At 42.1% G+C, this 24,075-nt stretch carries 19 protein-coding genes; 14 read left to right on the forward strand and 5 right to left on the reverse strand.

Annotation, left to right across the window (positions count from 1 at the left end; all coding sequences use genetic code 11):
* Positions 1-223: 223 nt before the first annotated feature.
* From ABDW32_RS02250 to ABDW32_RS02265, 4 genes are all read right to left on the reverse strand, one after another.
* Entirely contained in the window at positions 224-718 is a 495-nt protein-coding gene (locus tag ABDW32_RS02250; protein ID WP_343558965.1) for a GNAT family N-acetyltransferase, read from the reverse strand.
* Positions 719-729: 11 nt separating this feature from the next.
* The gene (locus ABDW32_RS02255; RefSeq protein ID WP_343558967.1) at positions 730-1,026 is read right to left on the reverse strand and encodes a hypothetical protein; all 297 of its coding nucleotides are present in this window, start codon (positions 1,024-1,026) and stop codon (positions 730-732) included.
* Between the two features lie 61 nt (positions 1,027-1,087).
* Positions 1,088-1,651, reverse strand: coding sequence for a hypothetical protein (locus ABDW32_RS02260; RefSeq protein ID WP_343558969.1), 564 nt, complete (start codon positions 1,649-1,651; stop codon positions 1,088-1,090).
* 9 nt (positions 1,652-1,660) lie between these two features.
* Positions 1,661-3,163, reverse strand: a complete 1,503-nt coding sequence (locus tag ABDW32_RS02265; protein WP_343558970.1) for a chitin binding peritrophin-A domain-containing protein — start codon at positions 3,161-3,163, stop codon at positions 1,661-1,663.
* 1,171 nt (positions 3,164-4,334) lie between these two features.
* Here ABDW32_RS02265 and ABDW32_RS02270 point away from each other — a divergent pair.
* The 9 genes from ABDW32_RS02270 (at position 4,335) to ABDW32_RS02310 (ending at position 16,944) form a co-directional block, all read left to right on the forward strand.
* The gene (locus tag ABDW32_RS02270) at positions 4,335-4,904 is read left to right on the forward strand and encodes a sigma-70 family RNA polymerase sigma factor (RefSeq protein WP_343558971.1); all 570 of its coding nucleotides are present in this window, start codon (positions 4,335-4,337) and stop codon (positions 4,902-4,904) included.
* Between the two features lie 75 nt (positions 4,905-4,979).
* Positions 4,980-5,963: a FecR domain-containing protein gene (locus ABDW32_RS02275; RefSeq protein ID WP_343558973.1), complete on the forward strand. Its 984-nt coding sequence runs from the start codon at positions 4,980-4,982 to the stop codon at positions 5,961-5,963.
* 115 nt (positions 5,964-6,078) lie between these two features.
* On the forward strand, positions 6,079-9,543 hold the full coding sequence (locus ABDW32_RS02280; protein ID WP_343558974.1) for a TonB-dependent receptor: 3,465 nt from the start codon (positions 6,079-6,081) through the stop codon (positions 9,541-9,543).
* Positions 9,544-9,615: 72 nt separating this feature from the next.
* On the forward strand, positions 9,616-11,379 hold the full coding sequence (locus ABDW32_RS02285) for a RagB/SusD family nutrient uptake outer membrane protein (RefSeq protein WP_343558975.1): 1,764 nt from the start codon (positions 9,616-9,618) through the stop codon (positions 11,377-11,379).
* Positions 11,370-12,251 carry a metallophosphoesterase gene (locus ABDW32_RS02290; RefSeq protein ID WP_343558977.1) on the forward strand — a complete coding sequence of 294 codons (882 nt, stop codon included), beginning with the start codon at positions 11,370-11,372 and terminating at the stop codon, positions 12,249-12,251. Before ABDW32_RS02285 ends, ABDW32_RS02290 begins: the two co-directional genes overlap by 10 nt.
* 31 nt (positions 12,252-12,282) lie before the next feature.
* Positions 12,283-13,554 (forward strand): RICIN domain-containing protein, encoded by a 1,272-nt coding sequence (locus ABDW32_RS02295; protein ID WP_343558978.1) that lies wholly within the window; start codon positions 12,283-12,285, stop codon positions 13,552-13,554.
* A gap of 12 nt (positions 13,555-13,566) precedes the next feature.
* The gene (locus ABDW32_RS02300) at positions 13,567-14,943 is read left to right on the forward strand and encodes a DUF5077 domain-containing protein (RefSeq protein WP_343558979.1); all 1,377 of its coding nucleotides are present in this window, start codon (positions 13,567-13,569) and stop codon (positions 14,941-14,943) included.
* Positions 14,944-15,499: 556 nt separating this feature from the next.
* Positions 15,500-16,198, forward strand: coding sequence for a hypothetical protein (locus ABDW32_RS02305; protein WP_343558981.1), 699 nt, complete (start codon positions 15,500-15,502; stop codon positions 16,196-16,198).
* A gap of 44 nt (positions 16,199-16,242) precedes the next feature.
* Entirely contained in the window at positions 16,243-16,944 is a 702-nt protein-coding gene (locus ABDW32_RS02310) for a hypothetical protein (RefSeq protein ID WP_343558982.1), read from the forward strand.
* A gap of 614 nt (positions 16,945-17,558) precedes the next feature.
* Here the strand turns inward: ABDW32_RS02310 and ABDW32_RS02315 are convergent.
* A complete protein-coding gene (locus ABDW32_RS02315) occupies positions 17,559-17,966 on the reverse strand; it encodes a hypothetical protein (protein WP_343558984.1) in 408 nt (135 codons plus the stop codon).
* Between the two features lie 240 nt (positions 17,967-18,206).
* Here ABDW32_RS02315 and dinB point away from each other — a divergent pair, with 240 nt between their 5' ends.
* The 5 genes from dinB to ABDW32_RS02340 all read left to right on the forward strand — a co-directional run bounded on the left by dinB (position 18,207) and on the right by ABDW32_RS02340 (position 24,071).
* Entirely contained in the window at positions 18,207-19,388 is a 1,182-nt protein-coding gene (dinB, locus tag ABDW32_RS02320) for a DNA polymerase IV (protein ID WP_343558985.1), read from the forward strand.
* The gene (dnaE, locus tag ABDW32_RS02325; protein ID WP_343558987.1) at positions 19,369-22,305 is read left to right on the forward strand and encodes a DNA polymerase III subunit alpha; all 2,937 of its coding nucleotides are present in this window, start codon (positions 19,369-19,371) and stop codon (positions 22,303-22,305) included. Before dinB ends, dnaE begins: the two co-directional genes overlap by 20 nt.
* 19 nt (positions 22,306-22,324) lie before the next feature.
* Positions 22,325-22,798 carry a hypothetical protein gene (locus ABDW32_RS02330; protein ID WP_343558988.1) on the forward strand — a complete coding sequence of 158 codons (474 nt, stop codon included), beginning with the start codon at positions 22,325-22,327 and terminating at the stop codon, positions 22,796-22,798.
* 107 nt (positions 22,799-22,905) lie between these two features.
* Positions 22,906-23,703: an SOS response-associated peptidase family protein gene (locus tag ABDW32_RS02335; protein ID WP_343558989.1), complete on the forward strand. Its 798-nt coding sequence runs from the start codon at positions 22,906-22,908 to the stop codon at positions 23,701-23,703.
* 11 nt (positions 23,704-23,714) lie between these two features.
* Complete coding sequence (locus ABDW32_RS02340; RefSeq protein ID WP_343558990.1) at positions 23,715-24,071, forward strand: hypothetical protein; 357 nt, start codon at positions 23,715-23,717, stop codon at positions 24,069-24,071.
* The last annotated feature ends 4 nt before the right edge of the window (positions 24,072-24,075 follow it).

A 24,075-nucleotide genomic window follows, 5' to 3' on the forward strand; every position in this document is an offset into this window, starting at 1 on the left:
ATCGCCACGACCCCAGCCATACTTTGCTATACACATAAAAACAAAAGAATACAGCAAATCAATTTCTAGTTAGGGAGACAATGGCAGCTATACGAGGCATAGCCGCGGCTGAAATTACAGCTTTACAAAACGGAACTTATGCAGCAGTCCAGTTATTAGGTTATTATCAAAAAGGGGATACCCTAGAAAAGCTTTTTTTAGGATTATTCTGGATATAAATATACTATAAAACCCGTTTTTCAAGAACAATGATATTTCCTTCACTACTCATCTTCTGAAAACCCAATTTTTCAGCAAATTTCAGTGCTTTAAGATTCGTTATTTCCGTCTTTGCTACCAATACATTTACCTGGTACTTTTCTTTTGCCAATGCTATCAACAACTCAAAAGCTGCAGACATTATTCCTTTTCCCCAATATTCGGGCAGCAGAGAACCACCAATCTCAATTTTCTTTTCTTCCTGGTTCCAGTGGTGTAAGGCGCAGTCACCAATAACTATATTCTCATTTTCCACAGTTCGTATACTGTAGAGTTCCTCACAAAGAGATAGAATATGTTCTGTAAACTGTACCGGATTCATATGCTCCTCATCCGTTTTCCGATCCTGATTGGCTGATTCATCTCCAAAATACAATCGGTTAAATGACTTAGCATCTTTCACAGAAATTTCTTTCAATATGATCTTTATATGGTCTCCGTCCGATTTAATAACCTCCATAAATTATGAATTTAATGTTTTTTATCGATAACTGTTGATGGCAGATCTTTCAGTTCCCTCAACACGATATTCAGATCAGTTCGAGGTTCGGGTATCTCCTTGCAGGTAAGGTAGCAAAACTTGCAGATTTCTGCAATTTCATTGATTTGAACAGTATAGGGATCAAACAAAAGGGGCATGGATCCCTGTAGCAGGATTCCATCTTCCCGAAGCGTTACAAATTTAAACAAAAGATCCTTTTCAGCTTTCAATAAGACAACAGCTGCTGTGTGCGGCGGCAGCCTTAACCAGTCTTCAATAAACTGCATAAAGAAGGCCGGCAAGTTTTTCTTGCTGGCCTGACGCTATAAGGAATTGAGGCAATAAGCTTTATTTAAACTTTATCTGTTTAATAAAATCTGCGGCAAATGTCTGCCTTGCAGTGCCGCTTGGTAAATGTGCCTCTAATGTGGCCCAGAAAAAACCCGGTGTAGTTTTACCTATAACTAGGAAGTAGATGGAATTATCGGCATTGTCAATTATATAGCCGGCATTGGTACTATCAGATGTTACAAGCTCAATCTGAAATTGCTCCCTTGGATCGTCTGATGTAATGAGTTTTACGTAATTATTAAACTCAGTGGCAAAAACCTTGTTCCGTAAATCAGAATGATCCGTCCGGACCTTCAAAACACCGATTTCGACAGGAGGGGTCTTTTTGTCATAAACCTTGTAAAATGCTATGTTATCATCTATCTCATCATACTGATAAGGATGGTCTTCACCGCGGAAAAGTTTGTAGATCTTATTTCGTGCCATATTTACCGAATCTACATCATACATCCGGTTAGTTACCTTTATATAACTGCTCGTTACCACAGCAGTCGCCTCCTGACCTTTCAATGCTATACTGCACATGAAAAGTATTGTCGAAAAAAATAGTTTATTGATCATCTTTTAAATTTAATTACATGGATTTGATTTTACAATACTAAAGCCAGAAGTTGATAAATTCCTGTTACTATTATCAACACCGATCTGTTGCTTGGTTATACTAATCTCTTCACCAAAAAGTTTGAGGAGCGCATATTCTCCCGCCTCTTGTATTTGTTCTGCAGTTAGGGACTGACCAGCTTGTTTGGTAGCATATCTTTCTGCTAATTTCTTATGCCTGGCTGCGATCTTTTCTTTATTATATCCGGTTTTAGCATAGCCAGCATACCGCGCATTTTTTATTGATATGGTATAGATATTACCGCCACTGACCACAATAGAATTGAAGTTATTGATATAGTTTGTTAGTTGTGATGCACTCACATCCTGCTTCATCTGTTCCAGGTTATGAAGAATGGCAAATATATCGGAAGGGCTTGGTGCATTCCCTTCCGGATGATTGTGGATAAAACCAAGATGGTATCCTTCATTCGCATTCCAGCGAGGATTAATCGTGATCTTTGAATGTTGTCCTTCATAGATGGTTCCAAACTTTATACTATTCGCATTTTCTGGATCAGCAAATGAAATATATGCACCAAATTCCTTACCCTTATTCTTGATCGAATCAACGATTCTTTTTACACGGAGATCACTGTTGATCCTGTTAGCAAGTGCCATGGCATCGCAGGGTGTTTTTTTGATTGCCATAGGGTCCGGCGTAGGATTGGTGCCGGAGCTTCCACCACCAGGCGTTACCGGCGTGCCACCGCCGCCGCCACTACCACCTGGAGGGGTAGTATTACCATCGCCGCCCGGATTATTCGGGTTCGTTGGGGGAGGAACTTCCACTTCCTCCAGTTCCCGGCTATCAGGTCCAAGTTCGTACGATCCATCACTGTAAGTATACAGCATGTAATACTGTGATGCCCAGTCGTCCTCAATGTTTGCTCTCTGGTCACAGCTTTTCAGTGCGGGATTAAAATATAGGTTTGCGGGGCAGGCGAGCCGCTGGGTTGTAACCAGCTCCCGCTCTGTGAAATTAGCCTTTGTGCTTGACCGTTTTTTAATTATATCCGGTTTGATCTCTGGCCTGAACATACCCTTATCATTGTCATATGTTCCTGATGTGATCTGTGATCCGTCCAGTGCAAGAACAGTTAGCTGAAGGGTCTCATTATTAAAGCTACCCAGGAACTGCTTGAAAGAAGTAATCTCTTGGCCTTTGTAGTCAATAAGGTAGGTAAACTCCAAATACTCCTTTCCGCTCTTCATCCGATTCGCGATGGGGATGAACAGGACATCATTACCTTGTTTGTTTTTAGCTATTGATCTGCGTTTCCAATCAAAATCAAGGCTTTTAAAATCCATGTTTGAATTAGCGTTTTTTTGAAGTGTAATAAATGCCTGTGCCTTTTTTACGAGCTCATTTTCGGGCATTTCACTCCGGAGCGATAGCTCCTTTTGGCAACTTGCTGCTAAAGCCAGAATACAGGCAAGAAGCAGGCAATATACCTTTTGTTTTCTCTTCATATAATTATAATGCGGGTTAGTTTATGGCCTTTATTCATAATACATAAGCCGTGACTAATATCATTATTATTTATTGAATTTCGATTATCAAAATCAGAAAAAAAATCAAAATCGCTGCAAATTCCCGGATGTGAGAATTTTGTTACGCGCTCTAGAATAGCGATATGGACAATAAACTTGATCCGATAGACTTAAAAACAAATACTCATAAATGCAACTAAAGCTAAGGTCAACGATATTCTGAATCAACTAAAAATAACTGGTTATATGGATCGAGCGTAACTTGTATGCCACAGCTTGTTTTTTATAAGTTCGGATTTGATCAACATTTTCTCGATAATGATCAATAAATATCCCATCTGACATGGCTATCTTTACTTAACAAGGACTAATTGTTGATTTATAACTATTGAAAGTAACAATCAATAGAATAGTCAAATGGCTTCCCTTTGTCGATTGAGGGAGGCTATTTTGTCTTTGAAGTCCAGATTTGAAATTAAGCTAGAGATATGCAATGTTTATACTGTCATATTCCTGGATTCAAAATAGATATGAAAGACCTACTTGGGCAAACAGATGATACTCATATTATTTCTTCTCAACCTTAAATACCAATCCACAAATTACCGCGATAACTCAGTAAGACAGTACCCCAATATAGTTGATAGCCAGTGCTTAAAAATATATGACCTGTCCATTTTAAAAAACGAATAAATTCCATTATGCTGGATCGACAACAATTCCATATTATTTTGCTGCCACTGATTTTGCTTTTTTCACTGCATCGTCAATCATCAACGATTCTATATTAGAAGCTACTTCCTCCTTTGGCTGCATCATGGGCTTAATATTCTTATTCCTTAATACGAAGTTTTACCTAAATATTATTCCAATGTGCCCAGCTTCGTGGAAGTTAGCAGCTTGAAGTGATTGAATGCGATTATTTATAAAAGATGCCAATCGGTAAGCTAAGAATTGGTATTTTATTACTTCCCGCCACTTAATAAAATTTCAAATAAAACAACCTTGGATAAGTATTGTATCCAGAAAGTGATAAAATGAAAATTTACGCAAACGTTTGTTTTAAAAGCTTGACTTTTAATGCAAAAAAAATCCAGTATGTTTGATTAAGAACAGCAATATTATACGCAATTAAACCAGCTATTAAATTATGAAATCAAAATTGTTGATCAAAGATATTTCAGATTTTGAAATGTTGGTGAATACGCATACCGACAAGCTGACACAGACTGCTTTCTTAAAAATTGGAAACCTGCAGGATGCGGAAGATCTTGTACAGGATCTCTTTATTAATCTCTGGGTCAAAAGAGAGTCCATTGTTATACATGGTCCGGTCTACAATTACCTCTATGTTTCCCTGCGGAATAAAATTATGAATTATTTTGCTAAGGCTAAGCTTAGCCAGGACGTGAAAAATAAGCTTGCACTAAACCTTGAAGTCGTAGATCTTTCCTTGGTCAATCTTTTGATCGAGAAAGATCTAAACATCTTGTTTTCGGAAATTTTGAGCGAGTTACCTGATCACATGCAAAAGATTTTTAAGCTACGCAACGAAGATTTTACCCTCAAAGAGATTGCTGTCGCTTTAGGATTGGCCGAACAGACCGTCAAAGGATACAGTGCAGAAATGCATCGCCGTATTAAAGCCATGTTAATAGAACGTCATCCCGAATTTGCTCGTTCTCTGACAGTAATGCTTTCCTTTTTGCTGGTCAAATAATTTTTTAATTTCTTACATACTTTTGATTATCACCAACTGTCTTACTAGAAAGAACACATCTAGAAAGGATTACCAGTGGATCAAAACCAGTTAAAAAAACTAATCAAGAAGTACCGGGAAGGTACAGCGAGTGCTGCGGAGAAATTTGTTGTGGAATATTGGTATGAATCCTTGGGGCAGCAAAAAGACGAAGATCCAGAAATAAAATTAATTCCAGACCGCGAAAATCTTAAGCAGCGGATTATTGGGGCTGCTTCTGAATATGCAAGTAAGCGATCCGCTAACCGACGACGTTTTATATATATCGCTGTCGCGAGCATCATGCTGTTTTTGCTATCAACCGTTTTATATAATCAGTATTTTTCAACGTCGCATATTGACCGCCTGATAAAGCCAATCAAAATAGTATATCTCGATAGAGGAACGATATCCACTGGTACTGCCGAACGAACGACAGTCATCCTGAACGATGGTACGAAAGTGATCCTCAATGCCAACTCAGGCATAACAGTCGGCAATTACGACCGTCGGCGTGATGTGAAACTCTATGGTGAAGCCTTCTTTGATGTCAAGAGAGACCCGTCTAGACCCTTTACGGTACATGGCGGTGGATTACATATCAAGGTGTTAGGTACCAGTTTTAATGTTAAGGCTTATCGCGATATTAGTAATACATCGGTATCGGTGTGTACAGGTAAAGTGCAGGTTGACAACAACGAGAAAAATCTGCGCACATTGCTGGCTGATGAAAATATATCTTACGATCGCAAATCTAGCAATTTTAAATTGACCAATGCTGAATATTCTTTAGAGAACTCATGGCTATCGGACCATGTTAAGCTGGATCAGGCAAGTTTTGAAGAATTAAACCAAAATTTTAAGAATTTCTATGGATTCTCACTCCATACAGCCGATGAGAAATTATTAAAGGATCGTTATAATATTAATTTCCGACAATCCAAAACAATGACAGCCGCGCTGGAAGAGATTCAGTTATTGACCGGTAAGAAAATTAGTTTTAATAATAAGCAGGAGGGAAAAGAGATCATTTTATATTAAATATAAAAGGGCTCACATAGTGTAAGACCCTTTACAGAATTATATGGAATCTATCTCACCCGATTCCATACCCGGTTTCATTGACGTAAAACCTTAATCAATACAAAATTAACAAATGATTAACAAAAAACTAATAGTAAAAGAAAAAAGAAGCAACAAATACCTTTCTTTAAGTCTTGGTGGGGCGCTACTGCTATTATCCGGCACTTTTCCATTGAACAGTATATATGCACAGGAGAATGCCAAGATCTATAACCAGAACTACCAAAAAACAAATCTGCGGGATGTTATCCTGGATCTACAAAAGAGATCTGGCTCAGATATTTCTTTTACAGAGAGCTTGGGTCTAAAAAATATAAATATAGCGAGATTCGATACCAAAAATGAGTCTTTAGACCAGGTCTTACGAAGACTATTATCTCCCTATGGTATTCAGGTAAAAAAGACGGATAGTGGTTTTGTTTTAGCGCGACAGGCACAACGCCAAGTAAAACCTATTTCTGGAAAAGTCGTCGATCCCTCCGGTACACCGGTTTCGGGAGCTACCCTAAATTTAAAGCGCTCCAACACAAAATCCAAAACTGATAACAAAGGAATGTTTCTGCTGAATTCGATTTTTCCTTCGGATACGCTATCCGTGCATTTTATGGGATTTAAACCGATAGATACTTTAATTAATAGTGACCTCACCGGAGATTTTGTGATTCGGCTGGCTGCTGACCGGGCGCGCGAGCTTGATGAGGTGGTCGTTGTGGGATATGGTGTTCAAAAGAAAGTTAATCTCACGGGATCTGTTGCAGTTGTCGATGGAAAACGTTTACAGGACCGACCTGTAAACAACGTTTCCCAATCACTTTATGGAACAGTCAGTGGTCTGACCATCGCATATGGTAACAATGGTTTTGAACCCGGCGCTGCACCGTCGGTACAGATCCGGGGGCAAGGTAGTCCGTATGTCCTGATCGATGGCACCGCCGGAGATATTAATACCATCGATCCGAACACTGTTGAAAGTGTTTCTATCTTAAAAGATGCAGCTGCTTCGGCAATTTATGGCGCCCGTGCACCTTATGGAGTGTTGCTGATAACAACTAAATCAGGGAAAGCTAATCAGAAACCTCAGATTGATTTTTCGATGAATGGCGGACCTACAACCATTATCAATAAACCGAAAATGGTTGATTCCTACACGTTTGCCCGCGCCATGAATGAAATGCATGACAACCAGGGGGTTGCCAGATTGTTTTCAGAATCTACGATCGACAGGATCATAGCGTATATCGATGATCCCTCATTACCTGAGACCGTGCCTGATGCCAACAATCCGAAGAAGTGGTCCACCTATCAATTCTCAAACGGCAATAATGACTGGATAGATATCCATTATGGCAATGGACGCCGGATGCAGGAAAATTTATCTGTCAAAGGAGGATCAAAAGACATGGCCTATTTTTTGTCTCTTGGACATGCATCCGAAAAAGGGGTTTTCAGAATCGTCGATGATAAGTATAAACGCTACAATTTTCAGGCTAAGCTTGATGCCAATATTACGGATTGGTGGAAGATCAGTTCGAATACTCGCTTGACAAATGAACAGCGCAACCGACCGATCTATAATGGTGAAGGGGGATACGGAATGATAATTCACCAAATTTTCAGGACGCATCCCGAGGTTTTTCTTAAATCGCCAAATGGTTTTTACTCGCAACTTTCTCGGGTGCCGCAGATGAAAGCGGGGTATCAAAAATTGACGGACAATAATCTGGTTCAGCGTTTGGCCACAGAGATCAGCCCCCTTAAAAACTGGAAAATCAATGCCGATTATTCCATAGATTATAAAATCTACAATTATGAGGGCGTCAATCAGGTGGCTTATGAGGATGAAGTAGATGGTACGCTCGTGCCAATATCGCTTACGGTTCCTTCCTATATCAGTAAAGACAAATCCAATACCACCTACAAAGCCCTTAATATTTATACAAGCTATAATTTAGATTTTGGAACGGATCACCATTTTATTGCACTTGCTGGATTTCAGAATGAAATTAATTCCTATGACCTTCTCGGTGGTTTAAAAAGGGAACTTATCACACCAGATGTGCCTTCCTTAACAACTGCAACCGGTGAAATGCAGATATCCGATGCCCTTAGTCATTGGTCTACATTAGGCTATTTTGCTCGTTTAAATTATAATTATGCGGACAAATATCTCTTTGAGGGTAATATACGATATGATGGTACATCGAAATTTGCTCCTGGTAAAAGGTGGGGCTCGTTCCCTTCGCTATCAGCAGGATGGGTGGTTTCAAAAGAGAAATTTTGGACTGGTCTTCAAGCTTATGTTCCTTTCTTTAAGCTTAAAGGATCCTGGGGACGACTAGGAAATCAGAACGTTGAAGCCTATCAGGATCTCGCATTATTGGGCGTCAAAAGTAATTTAGGTTGGCTTATTGATGGCATGCGCCCTGCATACACCACCGCACCCAACTTGGTCAATCGCTTTCTCACATGGGAATCATCCCGTTCAACGAACATGGCCGTCGAAGCGGGTTTTCTACAAAACCGTCTGCAGGCCGAATTCGAATATTACCAACGCTTGACCTATGACCGTCTTGGCCCAGCTCAGGCACTTCCAGCGGTATTGGGAGCAAATATTCCTAAAGAGAATAATTCTGAACTCAAGACCAAAGGCTGGGATTTTAGCTTACGCTGGAATGGAAAAGTCGGCTCGGATTTTAATTATTCCATAGCGGCCAATGTGTTTGACTATAAAAATATAATTACAAAGTATACCAATCCTACGGGTATCCTGACAACGGACTATGTGGGCAAAGATGCTGGAGAAATCTGGGGCTATGAAACCGTTGGCTTGATCAATACAAAGGAACGCGCTGATGAGATCAACGCTTCTGGCTATCAGAAATTTATCAATGGCCAGACTTGGCAAAAGGGAGATGTTGAATATCGTGATCTCAATGGAGATGGGGTAATCAATAAGGGCAAAAACACCATAAATGACCATGGAGACCTTAAAATCATTGGTAATACAACCCGTCGCTATCAGTTTGGACTTAATTTAACAGCCAACTATAAAAATATCGATATAGCGGTATTTATCCAAGGTACTGGAAAGCGTGATCTATGGTTGGATGGCAATGTATTCTGGGGTTTTAGAGCCTGGAATCAATCTTCCCTGTTCCCGCACCACATGGATTACTATAGGGATACCGAAGGTGACCGCTATTCGGGGCTTGGTATAAATACTGAAGCTTATTTTCCCCGTCCTTATAGTAACACCGGTCAGGACAGCAAAAATAAAGAGGTTCAAACGCGCTATCTGCAGAATGGTGCCTATGCACGTCTTAAAAATCTTCAGATCGGATACAGCATTCCGCCGCTAATGCTCCAAAAAATCGGATTGAAGCGCGCACGTATCTATTTTTCCGGTGAGAATATCTATACTTTATCTAAGCTTCCTGTCGGTTTCGATCCTGAGACGGCGACTTTAGGAGAATTAGGAAATGGAAAAAGCATGTTTTCACAGGCGATTTGGGCATTCGGAATGAATATCTCACTGTAGCCACATTTGCTATTAAATAATAAACGGCTATTAGTAAGTGCCAGAAAATTTATAGTAAGAAATCAATAACCAATGAAAAAAATTATAATCTTAATATATACAGCAGTCTTTTTACTGTTTATCAGTTCCTGCTCCAAAGAATTTTTGGATAAACCACCATTGACAGAGATCGATAATGAAATCTACTGGAAAACGGCAAATGACCTGGAAAATTATACCATACAATTTTATACGGTATTCCCAGCTTTTAACACAGTAGGTAGTTATTTGGGATCAATCGGTTGGGATGGTACGCGAGGATCCGACCTGCAGATTTCCAGTTCACCAAGTACAGTCTGGAATGGTACCGAATCGCCGGTTTCATCAGGCGGAAACTGGACCTGGGGTAATATCCGCAGTGTCAATATCTTTTTCAAGAATTATACGAAATGCAAAGATCCTTTTGAAAAATATAAACAGTTTTTAGGAGAGGCCCATTTCTTTAAAGCTTGGTTTTATTTCGAAAAAGTCAGGCTCTACGGTGACGTTCCCTGGTATACGGATCCATTGGAGATGGACTCTGAAGAATTATTCAAAGCACGAGACCCACGTACAACGGTAGTAGACTCGATTTTGGCACACCTGGATAAAGCGATTGAATATTTGGAACCTGTGGCTACAGTAAAAGGTAAAAACAATCGGCTTTCTAAACAGGCTGCCCTGCTCTTCAAATCCAGGGTCGCCCTATTTGAAGGCAGCTGGCAGAAATACCACAAAGGTACAGCATTCGGTACAGCTGGCGCTGATCCCAATAAGTACTTCCGACAAGCTGCTGCCGCCGCCGAAACGCTGATGGATGCAAAATATGGCATGTCGCTGTATAGCAACAACGATCCCGAAAACGATTACTGCAAACTATTTTCCCTGAAAGATCAGCTTGCCAATAAAGAGGTGATCCTTTGGAAGGCATATTCGGTCAACCGTGATTTGTCACACTCTTTTCAGATCTACGTGTCCGATCGCACTGCGGGGATATCCATGACTTTTGAGCAGGTCCAGCATTACCTTGGCCGGAATGGTCAGCCATACGATTATTTTACCCTTGGTAAGACTGTGAAAGGCAATGCTTTTTTAGAAAAAATACGGGCCGATTGTGATCCGCGCCTATCTCAGACGATTTGGACACCAGGAGCTGTGATGTGGGATAATGGATTTGGTAAAGCCACCTTTAAAAAGCCATTTCTGGACAAATCCGGCGAAGCCTTGAATAATACCGGTTTCCAGATCCGGAAGGGAAATGATCCAAAATCGGCTCTAGCAGGTGGTGGTGTTTCCTGGAGCTCAAGTGATGAAACCGGTGCAGTCATCTTTCGTTACGCCGAAGCCTTATTGAATTATGCTGAAGCGAAGGCTGAACTCGGAGAAACAGTCGATTATACCAAATCAATCAATCTGCTCCGCAAAAGATCAGGTATGCCGGATTTTGCTATTAGCGACGATCCAAATAAGGACAAGTATGCTGACTATGGTTATAATATATCAGACCAGTTGAGAGAAATCCGACGCGAGCGCACCGTAGAACTTGGAGCCGAAGGATTTCGCTATGACGATATCCGGAGATGGGCCGCCCATAAACTGCTGAAAGGCAAACGCCCCAAAGGTTATCCATTTTTGGCCTCGGATTGGACGGGTACAAAAATCAACTATAAAGTTGATGCGGACGGTTTGCTGGATCCTTTTGCGACTCAGCTGCCGAATGGCTATGGATTTAAGGAAAACCGCGATTATCTCGAATGTATACCGCTAAATGAAATCACATTGAACAATAACTTAAAACAAAATCCAGGATGGGAATAAAAGTATTTTTGCCATTGCTGTTCATCCTATTTTACAGCATGATCCAGGCTCAATCTGTTATTAAGATCGGTCTTATCGCCGATCCACAGTACGCAGATAAGGATACCCGTGGGAGCCGTTTTTACCGAAATTCACTTGACAAATTGGATTCGGCCGTCACAGCGATCAACAGAGAAGAGGTGGATTTTACTGTCATGCTTGGCGATTTGGTCGATGTAGGACCCAAAGATCTGCAGCCGGCGCTTCAACGACTCAACAAGCTTAAAAGACCGGTCTACAATATCTTGGGAAACCATGATTATGTGGATGTTGATGACGGGGCTCATTTATATGAGTTATATAACATGCCAAATCCTTACTATACTGTAGAAAAAGGTGAATGGCTGTTTATCATGCTCAATACCAATGAACTTGCCGAATATGCCACTAAGGCGGGATCAGGCCAACGTGAGGCTTGGAAGAAACTCAATGATATACTGAAGACAGCAAAAAGAAACAATGATCAGCCCTGGAATGGAGGCGTAAGCGAGAAACAGCTGAAATGGATGGAAAGACAACTTCACAAAGCCCAGTCGGCATCCAAAAAAGTGATTGTTTTCACACATCATCCCTTGTGCCCCGAGAATGGGCTTGAAGCACTGAATAACCGGGAGATATTGGCCCTCATCGAAAAATATCCGGTTGTAAAGGCGGTGATCTCAGGCCATCATCATCCCGGTAATTTTGCAAACTATAAAGGCATTCCGATGATTACACTCGAGGGCATGATCGAAACCGCCGATCAGAATGCTTTTGGTGTTTTGGAGCTCAATGACCATCAGCTGAATATTCATGGAGCAGGGCGGATGACAGCCAGAAAAATTAACTTTTAACGATATACTTACTATTTAAACAACTAAAATTATGAGAAAAACAACATTAATGTTTGGCAAAGCAGTCTGTATGTTTGCCTGTATGACTTATCTATTTGTGGGATGTCAGAAAGATATTACCCAAATTCAGGAAAACGCGCCAAAAAAAACAGGCAAAGTCAATACGACATTGGCTGGTCCGACATTTGTAAGTGCGCATCGCGCCAATGATCTGATTAAGGTTGATGAGATTATCAACGAAGGGATTAATAGCCTTGAAGTAGATATATATGTTGCCAATAAAGGCGGCCAACCAACCTGCTTGATCGGTCATGAAGCCGGAACAGCAACGGGACAGACATTGGAAGAGTATTTCGCCAACCTAAATCAAAAGCTTCCGGGCTATACTTCGCTTTGGTTGGATTGTAAAGATTTGAACAGCGCTACAAATGAACAATTATTTTTAAAGACTTTGAAGAAAATGGATAGCCTGTATTCCATTAAAAACAGAGTATTGATAGAAAGTATGTATCCGCAGCATTTGACAGGTTTTAAGCAGCTTGGTTGGAAGGTAAGTTACTATTGCAACTGGTCAGATTTGAGTGGCAAGACAGCTGCGCAGCAACAGGTTGTCATGGACTCTATGTACAGCAAGTTGACTAGCTATGGTGTGGATGGAATTAGTTACGATGCATCTGTCGATAATGCGATGAAATCTTACTTCCCGACCAAAACCGTTGGCACAGAACGTGTGAAGATGTATGCATGGGCGCTATCACGTTATTACGGAGAAGCAGACCTCGCAGGCAAACTAGCAGGATATTCACATCTTGATATATTATTGATTACATTTTACTCACCACAAGGTATTTTGACAGATGGAGCCAATTACAAAATCGTATCTGCATTAACGAAAGAGCCGAGCAAGCTGGTTGATGCCAACGGTAACCCTCCAGTTAATGGTGAGGATGTCACCTTATGGACTTATAATTATCCGACAACGCCCAATCAGGTCTGGAAATTGAGAAGTGTTGGAAGTGGATATTATGCCTTGAAGAATGTGGCCGATACGACTAAAGTATTGGAAGTACGGGGCGGTGGATCGGCAAACAGCACGCCTGTTCAGGTGGCCACATTTGCAAATACTTCTGCACAACGGTGGAAGATTACTTATGTGGGAAGCGGCAATTATAACCTTGAGCCAGCATCTGCCATAGGTAAAAACCTTGATGTAAATGGATCAAGTACCGCCAACGATACGCAGATACAAATCTATTCAGCGCATACAGGCAATGCACAGAAATTCAGGCTGGTTAAACAATAAGAAATTGCGATCATGACAACAACTGAAATGGTAAAGATCAAATATTTATATCTATTTTTCACGGTTCTGAGTTTTGCAGTTTTTTTTCTTCTCTCATGTGAAAGAGATCCTGCCGTAGAGCATAATCCGTCCGAAAAAATTAGCAAAAAGGGGGTAGGTCTGATCCAGGGAGATATCAATGATCTGACGCTTGCGATTCCTATGGGTGGGAATGCGTTTGTGACCAATGGATCCGGTGGGGCAGAGATTTTTGATAATTCAAATTATGGGCTGCGTAACTGGACCAGCCTTTCGGCTGTGGTAAGTACCTATTTCAAGGTAACACAATCAGGTACTTTACATTTGGGAATACGAGGCTACGTCACCACAGGCACGAGTGTGGTCCGTTTGACCGTCAATGGACAGAGTTTCGATGTGACCATGACAGGTGGAGCGCCTGCAAAAGACTATTATGCAGGTGCAGTGCAGATTCCTGCACCTGGTTATGTAAAAGTAGATCTACAGGGAATAAGCAAAACTTCTACTTACATCGGTAATATGACCGATATTCTTATCGGTGGTGCGGTAGCTTCCTCCGGTCTTACCTATGCGAACATACCTGCAAGCTATTATTTTTCACGTCGTGGCCCTTCGGTACATTTAACGCCAAGTCTTCCTACTGGAAATTCCTATGAATGGATGTATAATGAAGTGACTGTTCCCGCAGGACAGGATCCTGTAGGTAGTTATTACATGGCAAATGGATTTGGACAAGGATATTTTGGCTTTCAGGTCAATTCAGCTACACAACGAAAAATTATATTTTCCGTATGGGATCCAAGCAATGAGGCTGACGGTAAAACCACTGCAGTGAGTAGCGGTACAGATGTGGTTGTCAGTGGTTTCGGTGGCGAGGGGACCGGCGGAAAAAGTAATTGGACATACGACTGGTCAACCGGCACGACGTATAAGTTCCTGACAAGAATAAGACCGGACGGGTTAGGAAGTACACTGTATTCATCTTGGTTTTATGTTCCAGAGTTAGGAACATGGAAATATATTGCGACCTTTAAAAGACCGGCTATTTCAACCTATATAAAAGGTGCTTACTCTTTTCTTGAAAATTTCAATAATACGATGGGCTACCTGGGCCGAAAGGCATATTATTCAAATTTTTGGGTTAGGACAACAACGGGTACATGGATCGAATCAACTTCTTGTAAATTTAGTGTGGACGGCGCAGGTGATAATAATCAACGCGGCGATTATAGAGGTGGAGTTGAGAACGGTAAGTTCTTTTTGCAAAACGGTGGATTTTTTAATGATTTCGTGGCGGAAAATACTGTTTTTACAAGACCTGCTACTGGTACTGCTCCCAATATAGATCTTATTAATTTGCCCATGAATTAAAAATTTTGTAGGTAGTGGTGTTCAATTTGGCGCAACGCATGGATTATTTCATGACGTTGCGCTTTTTTATTCCACACTTTTTACTAAAGATAGAATGTATTTTCAGTAGAGGTCATTCTTGTTGAATTTGTGATTGTTTTTGAAAGAAAGCCTATTTTACAATACAGAAAAAATAACTTAATGATTTAAGGGACAACTTGGTGCTATAGCCGTTTACCTTATTATAAAACAATTATCAATTACATATTTAAACTAAATTTATGTTATTAGGACTAACGTTATGGCAACTTCTATTTTTTTTAGAGTTTTTACTGAAATTAATTTTTCTGTTTCTATTGATTTTGAATAGGCATAAACTACGACCATTCAATTTTCTATTGTATGTCTTGGCTATCATATTCTTACCATTTGTTGGTGGTATTCACGTACTTATCCTACTTAAAAGGATAAAAGGAGTCCGAACGGGTACAAATATGGCCGTATTTGGGCAGTCTAATTTTATCAGCAGATAAATAAATAATTAAATGTCAAATTAATTCCAAAAACAATAAATTATATGAAAAAACTAATGATTCTGGTGTTAACAACTCTTGTTTTGGGTTGTAACAAGAGCGATGTAACCTCTATAAAAGAGAAGCCGCTAAATGAGTACGAAACGTTCAAAAGAGCAGCTGGAATAAATGATGATAATTTGGCTATACAAAAATTTTTTGAGCAGAAAAATAAAGAAACAGGTTCCAAAATATTGTATTATTCTTTTGGATTAGATAAAAAGCAGGACACTATAAATGCTTATCTTCCTAATAACAGTATCCCAAAAAAGGCATTCTCAAGCAAAAAAGCAGAACCTAGTGCTGAAGATTGGAAAGATTTCTATACCTATGACGCTTCCGCGATGTTGGATGGCCTTTCCTCTACAACACCCAGCTATGATGCTAACGTGAAATGGACAGTCCTAACCAATAGGGCAGGTCTCTGGAATGTTTTTTCAGAAGAAACGATAACTCTAAAAAAATATGGTACATGGAGCAAAACATATATTCACGCAATTGCACATTTGGGATCATATATCAAAGGAACAGGGTTTATTCCTCTGCCTGTTTCTTGGAGTGAAAATCTGGTCGATATTTATCCAACTGCCGATAATTTAACTTACGAAACTCGCAATTGTATTGTTAGAGTATTAGGAAGTGTCTCAATGGGGTGGTCATGGACTACTGGAAATTATTGTGTGATAACGGCTAAAGAGTATTAAACATGTATTTTATTAATAACTTTTTCATTTGCCTAATATTGACAATGAATTTTACTCTTGCATGCCAAAGTTCTCAGATCAAAGCGGCTCCGGAACAAGTTGTTGACTATAAATTGACCGTAACTATGCGGATAAATAATCTATCCCCATTTCATACATTTCTTTGGGGATTTGATACTGTTATTATAGAACCATATTTGATCAAGCAAAATCATATAAAGATGAATGTTTATCATGATCAGAAAAAAGAGGTCGATACAGAAAATTCGTTTTCATCAGATTCACTTGCCGGCTACTTTGTATCTTCGGTGAATACCAATAAAGCCTACACTTTTGACGCAAAGCATAATTTTATTAAAGAAATTCCTAGATCAGACAAAAAGAACGGCTTTCTATTTGAAAGAAACATAAGTCCTATTGCATCTTTGATAGCAGATTTTAAGGTTTCTGGTGACACAGTAGTGGAAGGACAAACTAGAAAATTACTTAGACTTCTAAAGAATAAGGATGGTGTAGAAACCGAGTACCGTATTACGTTGGATCAGCTGATGTTTAATAAGATAAATATTCATCCAATAAGCGAAGATTTAGATCTTAAATTCAAAGGGACATGTATGTCGTTGGAAATTCTATCAAAATATAAAAATGAACAGAGCAAGGTCGAAATATTTTGTAAAGTTAGCCATGATTTATCTTCAAATGATCAAAATATAATTAGCTATTTTAAGCAATGGCAAAAGAAGTAGATTGCTCCTTCAAAAATTATAGTTATTATCAATAGAATAGCCAAATGGCCTCCCTTTGTCGATTGAGGGAGGTTATTTTGTCTTTGGAGTCCAGATTTGAAATTAAGCTAAAGATATTCAATGTTTATACTGTCATATTCCTGGATTCAAAATAGATATGAAAGACCTACTTGGGCAGACAGATGATACTCATATTATTTCTTTTCAACCTTAAACACCAATCCACAAATTACCGCGATAACGCAGTAAGGCAGTACCAATTCCAGAGCCATAGTTTTAGATAATATATAGCATGTTGAACAGATACCAATAACTGTAAGCGATATAAGAATTGGTTTTACCCATCTTATATTGACTTTATAACGTGCCAATAAAAACAATGCGAACACATTGGCGAATAATGTGGGTAAAGAAAAAAGTGTCCCGCCGATCAAAAAATATGGGACTAACCAAAGCTCGCCAAGGATAGCATGATTTTCATATCCTCCATAGATAGGTAAAAAGACGGCAGCTATCAATAGAGTTGATAGCCAATGCTTGAAAATATATGACCTGTTCATTTAAAAAACGAATAATCCCCATTGCGCTGTATCTCTTACAGCTCACACAACGCCCTAAATTACTTTGCTGTCCACCTTCTCAATCTTAAATAATATCCCGGTAATTATTGCCGCGATCGAATAGTTTATAGCCACGTCCATTGAGTCAACTGTTAACGCTACTGTCATTGTAATTCCAGCCAATGTAATCAGTATTAAAGTCATTTTGATCCAATTTACATTGAGCGTATTGTCTTCAAACCAGCTGAATGCCAATATACAGCATACCAACGTAGGAATAGAATAAATTGCGCTGTAGCAAAGCCAAAGTATTGAAATTAGTATTGTCAGACCGATATCTGCAGAATTTAACCGATTAAATACCGGGAATATAGACATAAGTATATTACCCAACAGCAGAGTACCTATCCAGTGCTTAAAAATATAAGACCATTTTAGACCATTTTTCGTTAGGCTTTTCATCGTTTGGTCAACTATGTTTTAAACGAAAGTAATAATTTATGTTTAAAAATGTGTAATCTTCTGTAATGTAGCTAAAGTTAATGCGACGTCCACCACAAATTATAGCGCTGACTGTGAATGTGATAAAAACTAAACCAAAATATCTTCTTGTTTGTTTGCTAATAATATTAGTATTTTTGAACGCAGCAACCACCAAAAATCAAAAGCCGCAATGCAGGGCTTTTTAGGCAATTGAAAGACATGGAAAGGAGTATAGTACATTGTGATCTCGATACCTTCTTTGTATCGGTGGAGCGCTTGCAGAACAGCAAGCTCCAGGGCGTACCCGTGCTCATCGGCGGCAGCAGCGACCGTGGGGTAGTGGCGTCCTGTTCGTATGAAGCACGTAAGTTTGGCGTGCATTCCGCTATGCCGATGCGGCTGGCATTGCGTATGTGTCCCGAGGCCGTTGTGGTACGGGGCGATCACGATCGCTATAGTCAGTTTTCCAGTATGGTCACCCAGATCATCGAAGAGGAAACCCCCATTGTCGAAAAAGCAAGTATAGACGAACATTATCTCGATGTATCGGGCATGGATCGCTTCTTTGGTTGTTGGAAGTGGACGCAGGAACTCCGCCAGCGCATTATCAAAGAGACAGGCCTCCCCATTAGTTTTGGCCTATCAGTCAATAAAACCGTGTCCAAGATTGCCACCGGTACAGCCAAACCCTGTGGCGAGAAGCAGGTGCAAAATGGCACCGAAAAAGGCTTCCTGGCGCCGCTATCCATCCGCAAGATCCCCATGGTCGGCGAGAAGTCTTTTACCTTGCTCCGCAATATGGGAATCTCCAAAATCGGTACCTTACAGCAGATGGAGGTGTTCACCATGCAGAAAGTCCTCGGGGAGAACGGAATCAATATCTGGCGCAAAGCCAATGGGCTGGATGATTCGCTGGTGGTACCTTTTCGTGAACAAAAATCCATGTCCAAGGAAAACACCTTCCAGCAGGATACCATTGATATGGATGTGCTCCGCCGTACCCTCATCGGCATGGTCGACACGCTGGCCTTTGACCTGCGCAAAGATCAAAAACTAACGAGCTGCGTTACCCTCAAAATCCGCTACAGCAATTTCGATACCCATACCCAACAGCTGCAGATCCCTTATACCAATTCGGACAGAAAGCTTACGGATGTGGTGCTTTCCCTGTTCAAAAAACTCTATAGCCGCAGGATGCTGATCCGCCTTATCGGAATCAAGTTCTCCGGGCTGATCTACGGTTCCTATCAGACCGATCTCTTTGACGATAGCGCCGAGGAGGTCAACCTGATGCAGGCCATGGACAAGATCAGGAAACGCTATGGCGCCGAATTTCTGATGAAAGCCATCTGCGCACCGCCGCCAGAGAAAGGAGGGGAGCATGCTCTTAAATCTACATAGCTACTATAGCCTGCGCTTTGGTACCCTCAGCCTGCAGGATCTTATTTCGGGCATGCTCGCTGGGGGCTACGACACCGCCGTGCTTACCGATATCAATAACAGTTCCGGATCACTGGACTTTATTAAATTGGGCCGCGCAGCAGGGCTCAACTTGCTCGCCGGAATGGAGTTTCGGGCGGGCGATCAGCTCTGTTTCGTGGCCATTGCCAAAAACGAACAGGGCTTCCGTGAGATCAACGAATACCGCACCAAGCTCAATATGGAAAATCGTCCCACGCCGGAGCGATCGCCAGACTTTGAGCAGGTGTTTGTGATCTACCCCTTTAGTAAACTCAATAGCTTTCCACTGCGTGATTTCGAGTACATCGGCGTCCGGCCTAGTGAGCGTACCCGTGCCCAGCTCATGGATCGAAGGCTGCTCGATCGCTGTGTAATCCTGGCTACCGTGAGTTTCCGTAGGGCCGACTATACCTTGCATCGGCAGCTCCGGGCGATTGACAACAACCTGCTGATCTCGCAGCTGGGTCCAGATCAAGTCGCTGCCGAGGATGAGGTATTTATCCCCCGGGTCAAATTGATGCGCCTGTTTTCCGAACTGCCGCAGCTGCTCGCCAATACAAACCGTATCCTGGGGCAGTGTTCCTTTGGTTTTGATTTTACGAGCGTCAAAAACAAGGCAACCTTTACCGGCAATCGCTACAATGATAAGCAGCTGCTGCATAAGTACTGTATGGACGGTTTTTCCAGGCGCTATGGCCGCAATGACCGGATTGCGACCGAACGCATCCAGCGTGAGCTCGAGATTATCGAAAACCTGCGTTTCTCGAGTTATTTCCTGATTACGGACGAGATCTGCCGCTACGCCCGGGGGCGCAATTTTCACTATGTAGGCCGCGGATCTGGAGCCAATTCCGCCGTTGCTTATTGCCTGGGTATCACCGATGTTGACCCCATAGCCCTCAACCTGCCCTTTGAGCGTTTCCTCAACCCCAAGCGCAAGAGCCCACCCGACTTTGATATTGATTTTAGCTGGAACGAGCGAGACGAGATCTATGATTTTATCTTCAACCGCTATCAGACCGGGCATACCGCTTTGATGGGCGCCATGAGCACCTTTCGCTCCAGGAGTATCCTGCGTGAGCTGGGGAAAGTATACGGATTGCCCAAGGCCGAGATCGACCGCCTGGTGCATGAGCCCGAGCATATGCTCAACAAGAATGAGGTGACTAACACCATTTTAAGCGTGTACAACCGCATGGCCGATTTTCCCAATCAGCGTACCATACACGCCAGTGGCGTACTGATTTCCGAGGAACCGCTGACCTGTTATTCCGCCATGGACAATCCGCCAAAGGGATTGCCCACCATGCAGTTTGATATGTATGTGGCTGAAGATATCGGCTTTGAAAAATTTGATATCCTTTCGCAGCGCGGGATCGGCCATATCAAAGATTGCCGTACCATTGTACGGGAAAATCTCGGTGTAGTCATTGATACCGACAATCCGAAGCGATTTTTTGAGGATCCCCAGATTGCTGCACAGCTCAAATCGGCCAATACCATCGGCTGTTTCTATATCGAGAGTCCGGCGATGCGGCAGCTGCTGACCAAGCTGCGCTGTGATGACTACCTGACCCTAGTGGCAGCCTCCTCCATTATCCGTCCGGGCGTAGCCAGTTCGGGCATGATGGGCGAATACATCCGTCGGCATCACGATCCCAGCACGGTCGTTTATCCCCATCCGGTGTTTAAGGAGCAGCTCGAAGAGACCTACGGTGTGATGGTCTATCAGGAAGATGTGATGAAAATTGCCAACGCCTATGGTGGACTCGATATGGCCGATGCCGATGTGCTCAGGCGCATGATGTCGGGCAAATATCGCAGCAAAGACCATTTGATCGAGATCGAAGATAAGTTTTTCGCCAACTGCAAGGCCAAGGGCTATGACGAGCAAGTCAGCCGCGAGATCTGGCGGCAGATGGAAAGCTTTGCCGGCTATTCCTTTAACAAGGCGCACTCCGCTTCCTTTGCCGTAGAGAGTTATCAGAGCCTTTTTCTCAAGACCTATTATCCCTTGGAGTTTATGGTTGCGGTGCTCAACAATTATGGTGGGTTTTACAACCGTAAGGTCTATGTCAATGAAGCGCGGATATCGGGGGGCCATATCTGCTTGCCCTGCGTGAATCAGTCAGTCTTTAATACCTCCATCCGCGGAAAGGATATTTATCTGGGTTTTGACTGCCTGCTCAATTTCGAAGGGAAACTGGCCCATCGTATCATCGCAGAACGCGAGGCGAATGGTCATTATCAAAGTTTGCAGGACTTTGTCAAGCGGACGCAGGCAGGGCTCGAGCAGGTCATTATCCTGATCCGTGTCGGCGCCCTGCGGTTTACAGGGATAGGGAAGAAGGCCTTGCTCTGGGAGGCTCATCTGCTGATGAGCAGGCATAAGCCAGCGACTGTCGGTATGGCCCTCTTTGAGACCGAGAGCCGCCGACCTATTCTTCCACCTTTGGAGGAGGATATCCTGGAAGACTACTACGATGAGATCGAGCTGATCGGCTTTTGCGTGACCGGTACCTTGTTTGATCTGGCTAAGAGTGATTACCGGGGTGATATGCCAGCTCGGGAACTCCATTTGCATGAAGGGAAAATAGTACGTTTAGTAGGCGATTTTGTCTGCGAGAAATTTGTCAAGACCAGGCGTGGCGACCTGATGAAATTCGGTACTTTCCTCGATGCCGAGGGGCGTTTCTTTGATACGGTGCACTTTCCACAGACACTGCTGAAATATCCACTTCGTGGTGCGGGAATCTATCTGATCGAGGGTAAAGTTGTCGTCGAATATGCTTGTCCATCGATCGAGGTGATCCGCTGTGCCAAGATGCCGCTAAAGCCCGATCCGCGGAGTGAATAATAAATCCTATCTTAGTCTTATGTTGTACAATCCCTTTGAACAAGTCACCAAAAGTTCCTTTCGCGAGCTCTTCGAGTCCGGTTATTCCGACTTTGTGCTGCAGCGCTTTGAGTGGCCTGATGTCAAGGACAAGACAGGTTTCTTGCTCACACCTTACGATGATAAGGAAAGCGCCGATCAGCATGCCCATCAACTGGGGGCGAAGGAGGGAAGAGTCCTACAGCTGCCGCAGGATGCCGATAAGATTGAAAATATGCTGACGACCGGATCAGGCTACCGTATCTTTCTCAACCGTATCAAGGAGGAGAACTGGGACAAGCGCATGCTCAAGCTCTATGAGAAAAATATTGTCAACTACCTGCGTACCAAGACCAGGTTCCAGCGCAAGAATCCAATCGACATCTTGTTCTCGCTAGAATATGGCCGGGTAGTGGCTACCATTAGCGATGGGCAGACTCAAAAGAAAGTATTTGCTATAGATATCCTTCGGTAGCCCGATCCAGTACGAACCGAAGAGCCCTATTTTCTTGCTTTAGATCGATCACAATTTACAGTGTAAATTGTGTATATTCGTATCAAAGCCAAACAAAGGACAACATTATGTGCTGGGATATTAGCCTCCATACCGATATTGAGATTATCAAAAAGACCTTTCCGCAATTGCGGGACGAGCGTCGTCAATTGGATTACAATTATGACTATCTGGAGAATGTCCAGGCCATTACCTTTCCCAAATATCCGATACTGTATAAGGACAAGGATTCAAGCCAGCTGGCCTTGACCGAGATGGAGTGGGGCGTATTGCCGACCTATATTGACGATCCCAAGTTGCAGGCCGATCGCAGGCGCAATATGATCAATGTACGTAGCGAGCGTATCCTAGAGGATAAAAAATCCTATTGGTACCGCTTGCGCAAGCAGCGCTGTCTTATCCCTGTGAGTGGTACCTTTGAGCATCGTGCGGTAAAGGGCTGGAAAAAGAAAGTCCCTTATTTTATCGGTGCAGAGGGTAGGGAGCTGTTCTATCTACCAGGCTTGTATCAGTGGCATGAGACGGTGGATGAAGATGGCGTAGTCGAACGCGTAGGATCTTTTGGCATGCTTACGCGGGCAGCCAATGAAGTGATGGCCAATATTCATAACGATGGGCCGAATAAGCACCGTATGCCTTTATTTTTACCTGAGGATCTCGAGCGCCAATGGATCGAGGATATTCAAGAAGACGATATGCCGCCGATTTTCCTGTTTGAAATGCCCAATGAAAAGTTAAAGCATTATCCGGTTTATACCTTGCGAGGTTATCCAACTCGTCCTGATGGTAAACATCGCTATGAAGCTTTCGACTGGGAGGGATTGCCACCATTGGGAAGCGATACCGTGCAGACTTCGTTGTTTTAACCTCGCAGCGAATGGCAATTTTAACAAAATATGTATCAAAAGATCGACCAGAATTCGCGGTGTATATCGAAGATGACGACAAGGTATGTTATGCGTACTTATGGAAAGAAAAAAAAATCGTTGGAGATATATGGTTATATAATAGCGCTCCAACTCCAAGCGAACCTGAATGGCATCAAAAGGAAAATCTACCCTTTTTAAATGCTGCGGAATTTGTTAACGAGAATCTTGAACCATTTAATGCATGGTCGCCAGTTGAAGTGATTTGGGATTTTAGTGAAGAAATAGTGGCCAATATATTTCAAGGCTCCAGATTGATCGCTAAGCTTACAGAGGGATCCTGCCTTGGTTGGTCCCCACTGAAGTAGTATA

The organism is Sphingobacterium sp. (assembly GCF_039596235.1).
In the GTDB taxonomy this organism is placed as follows: domain Bacteria; phylum Bacteroidota; class Bacteroidia; order Sphingobacteriales; family Sphingobacteriaceae; genus Sphingobacterium.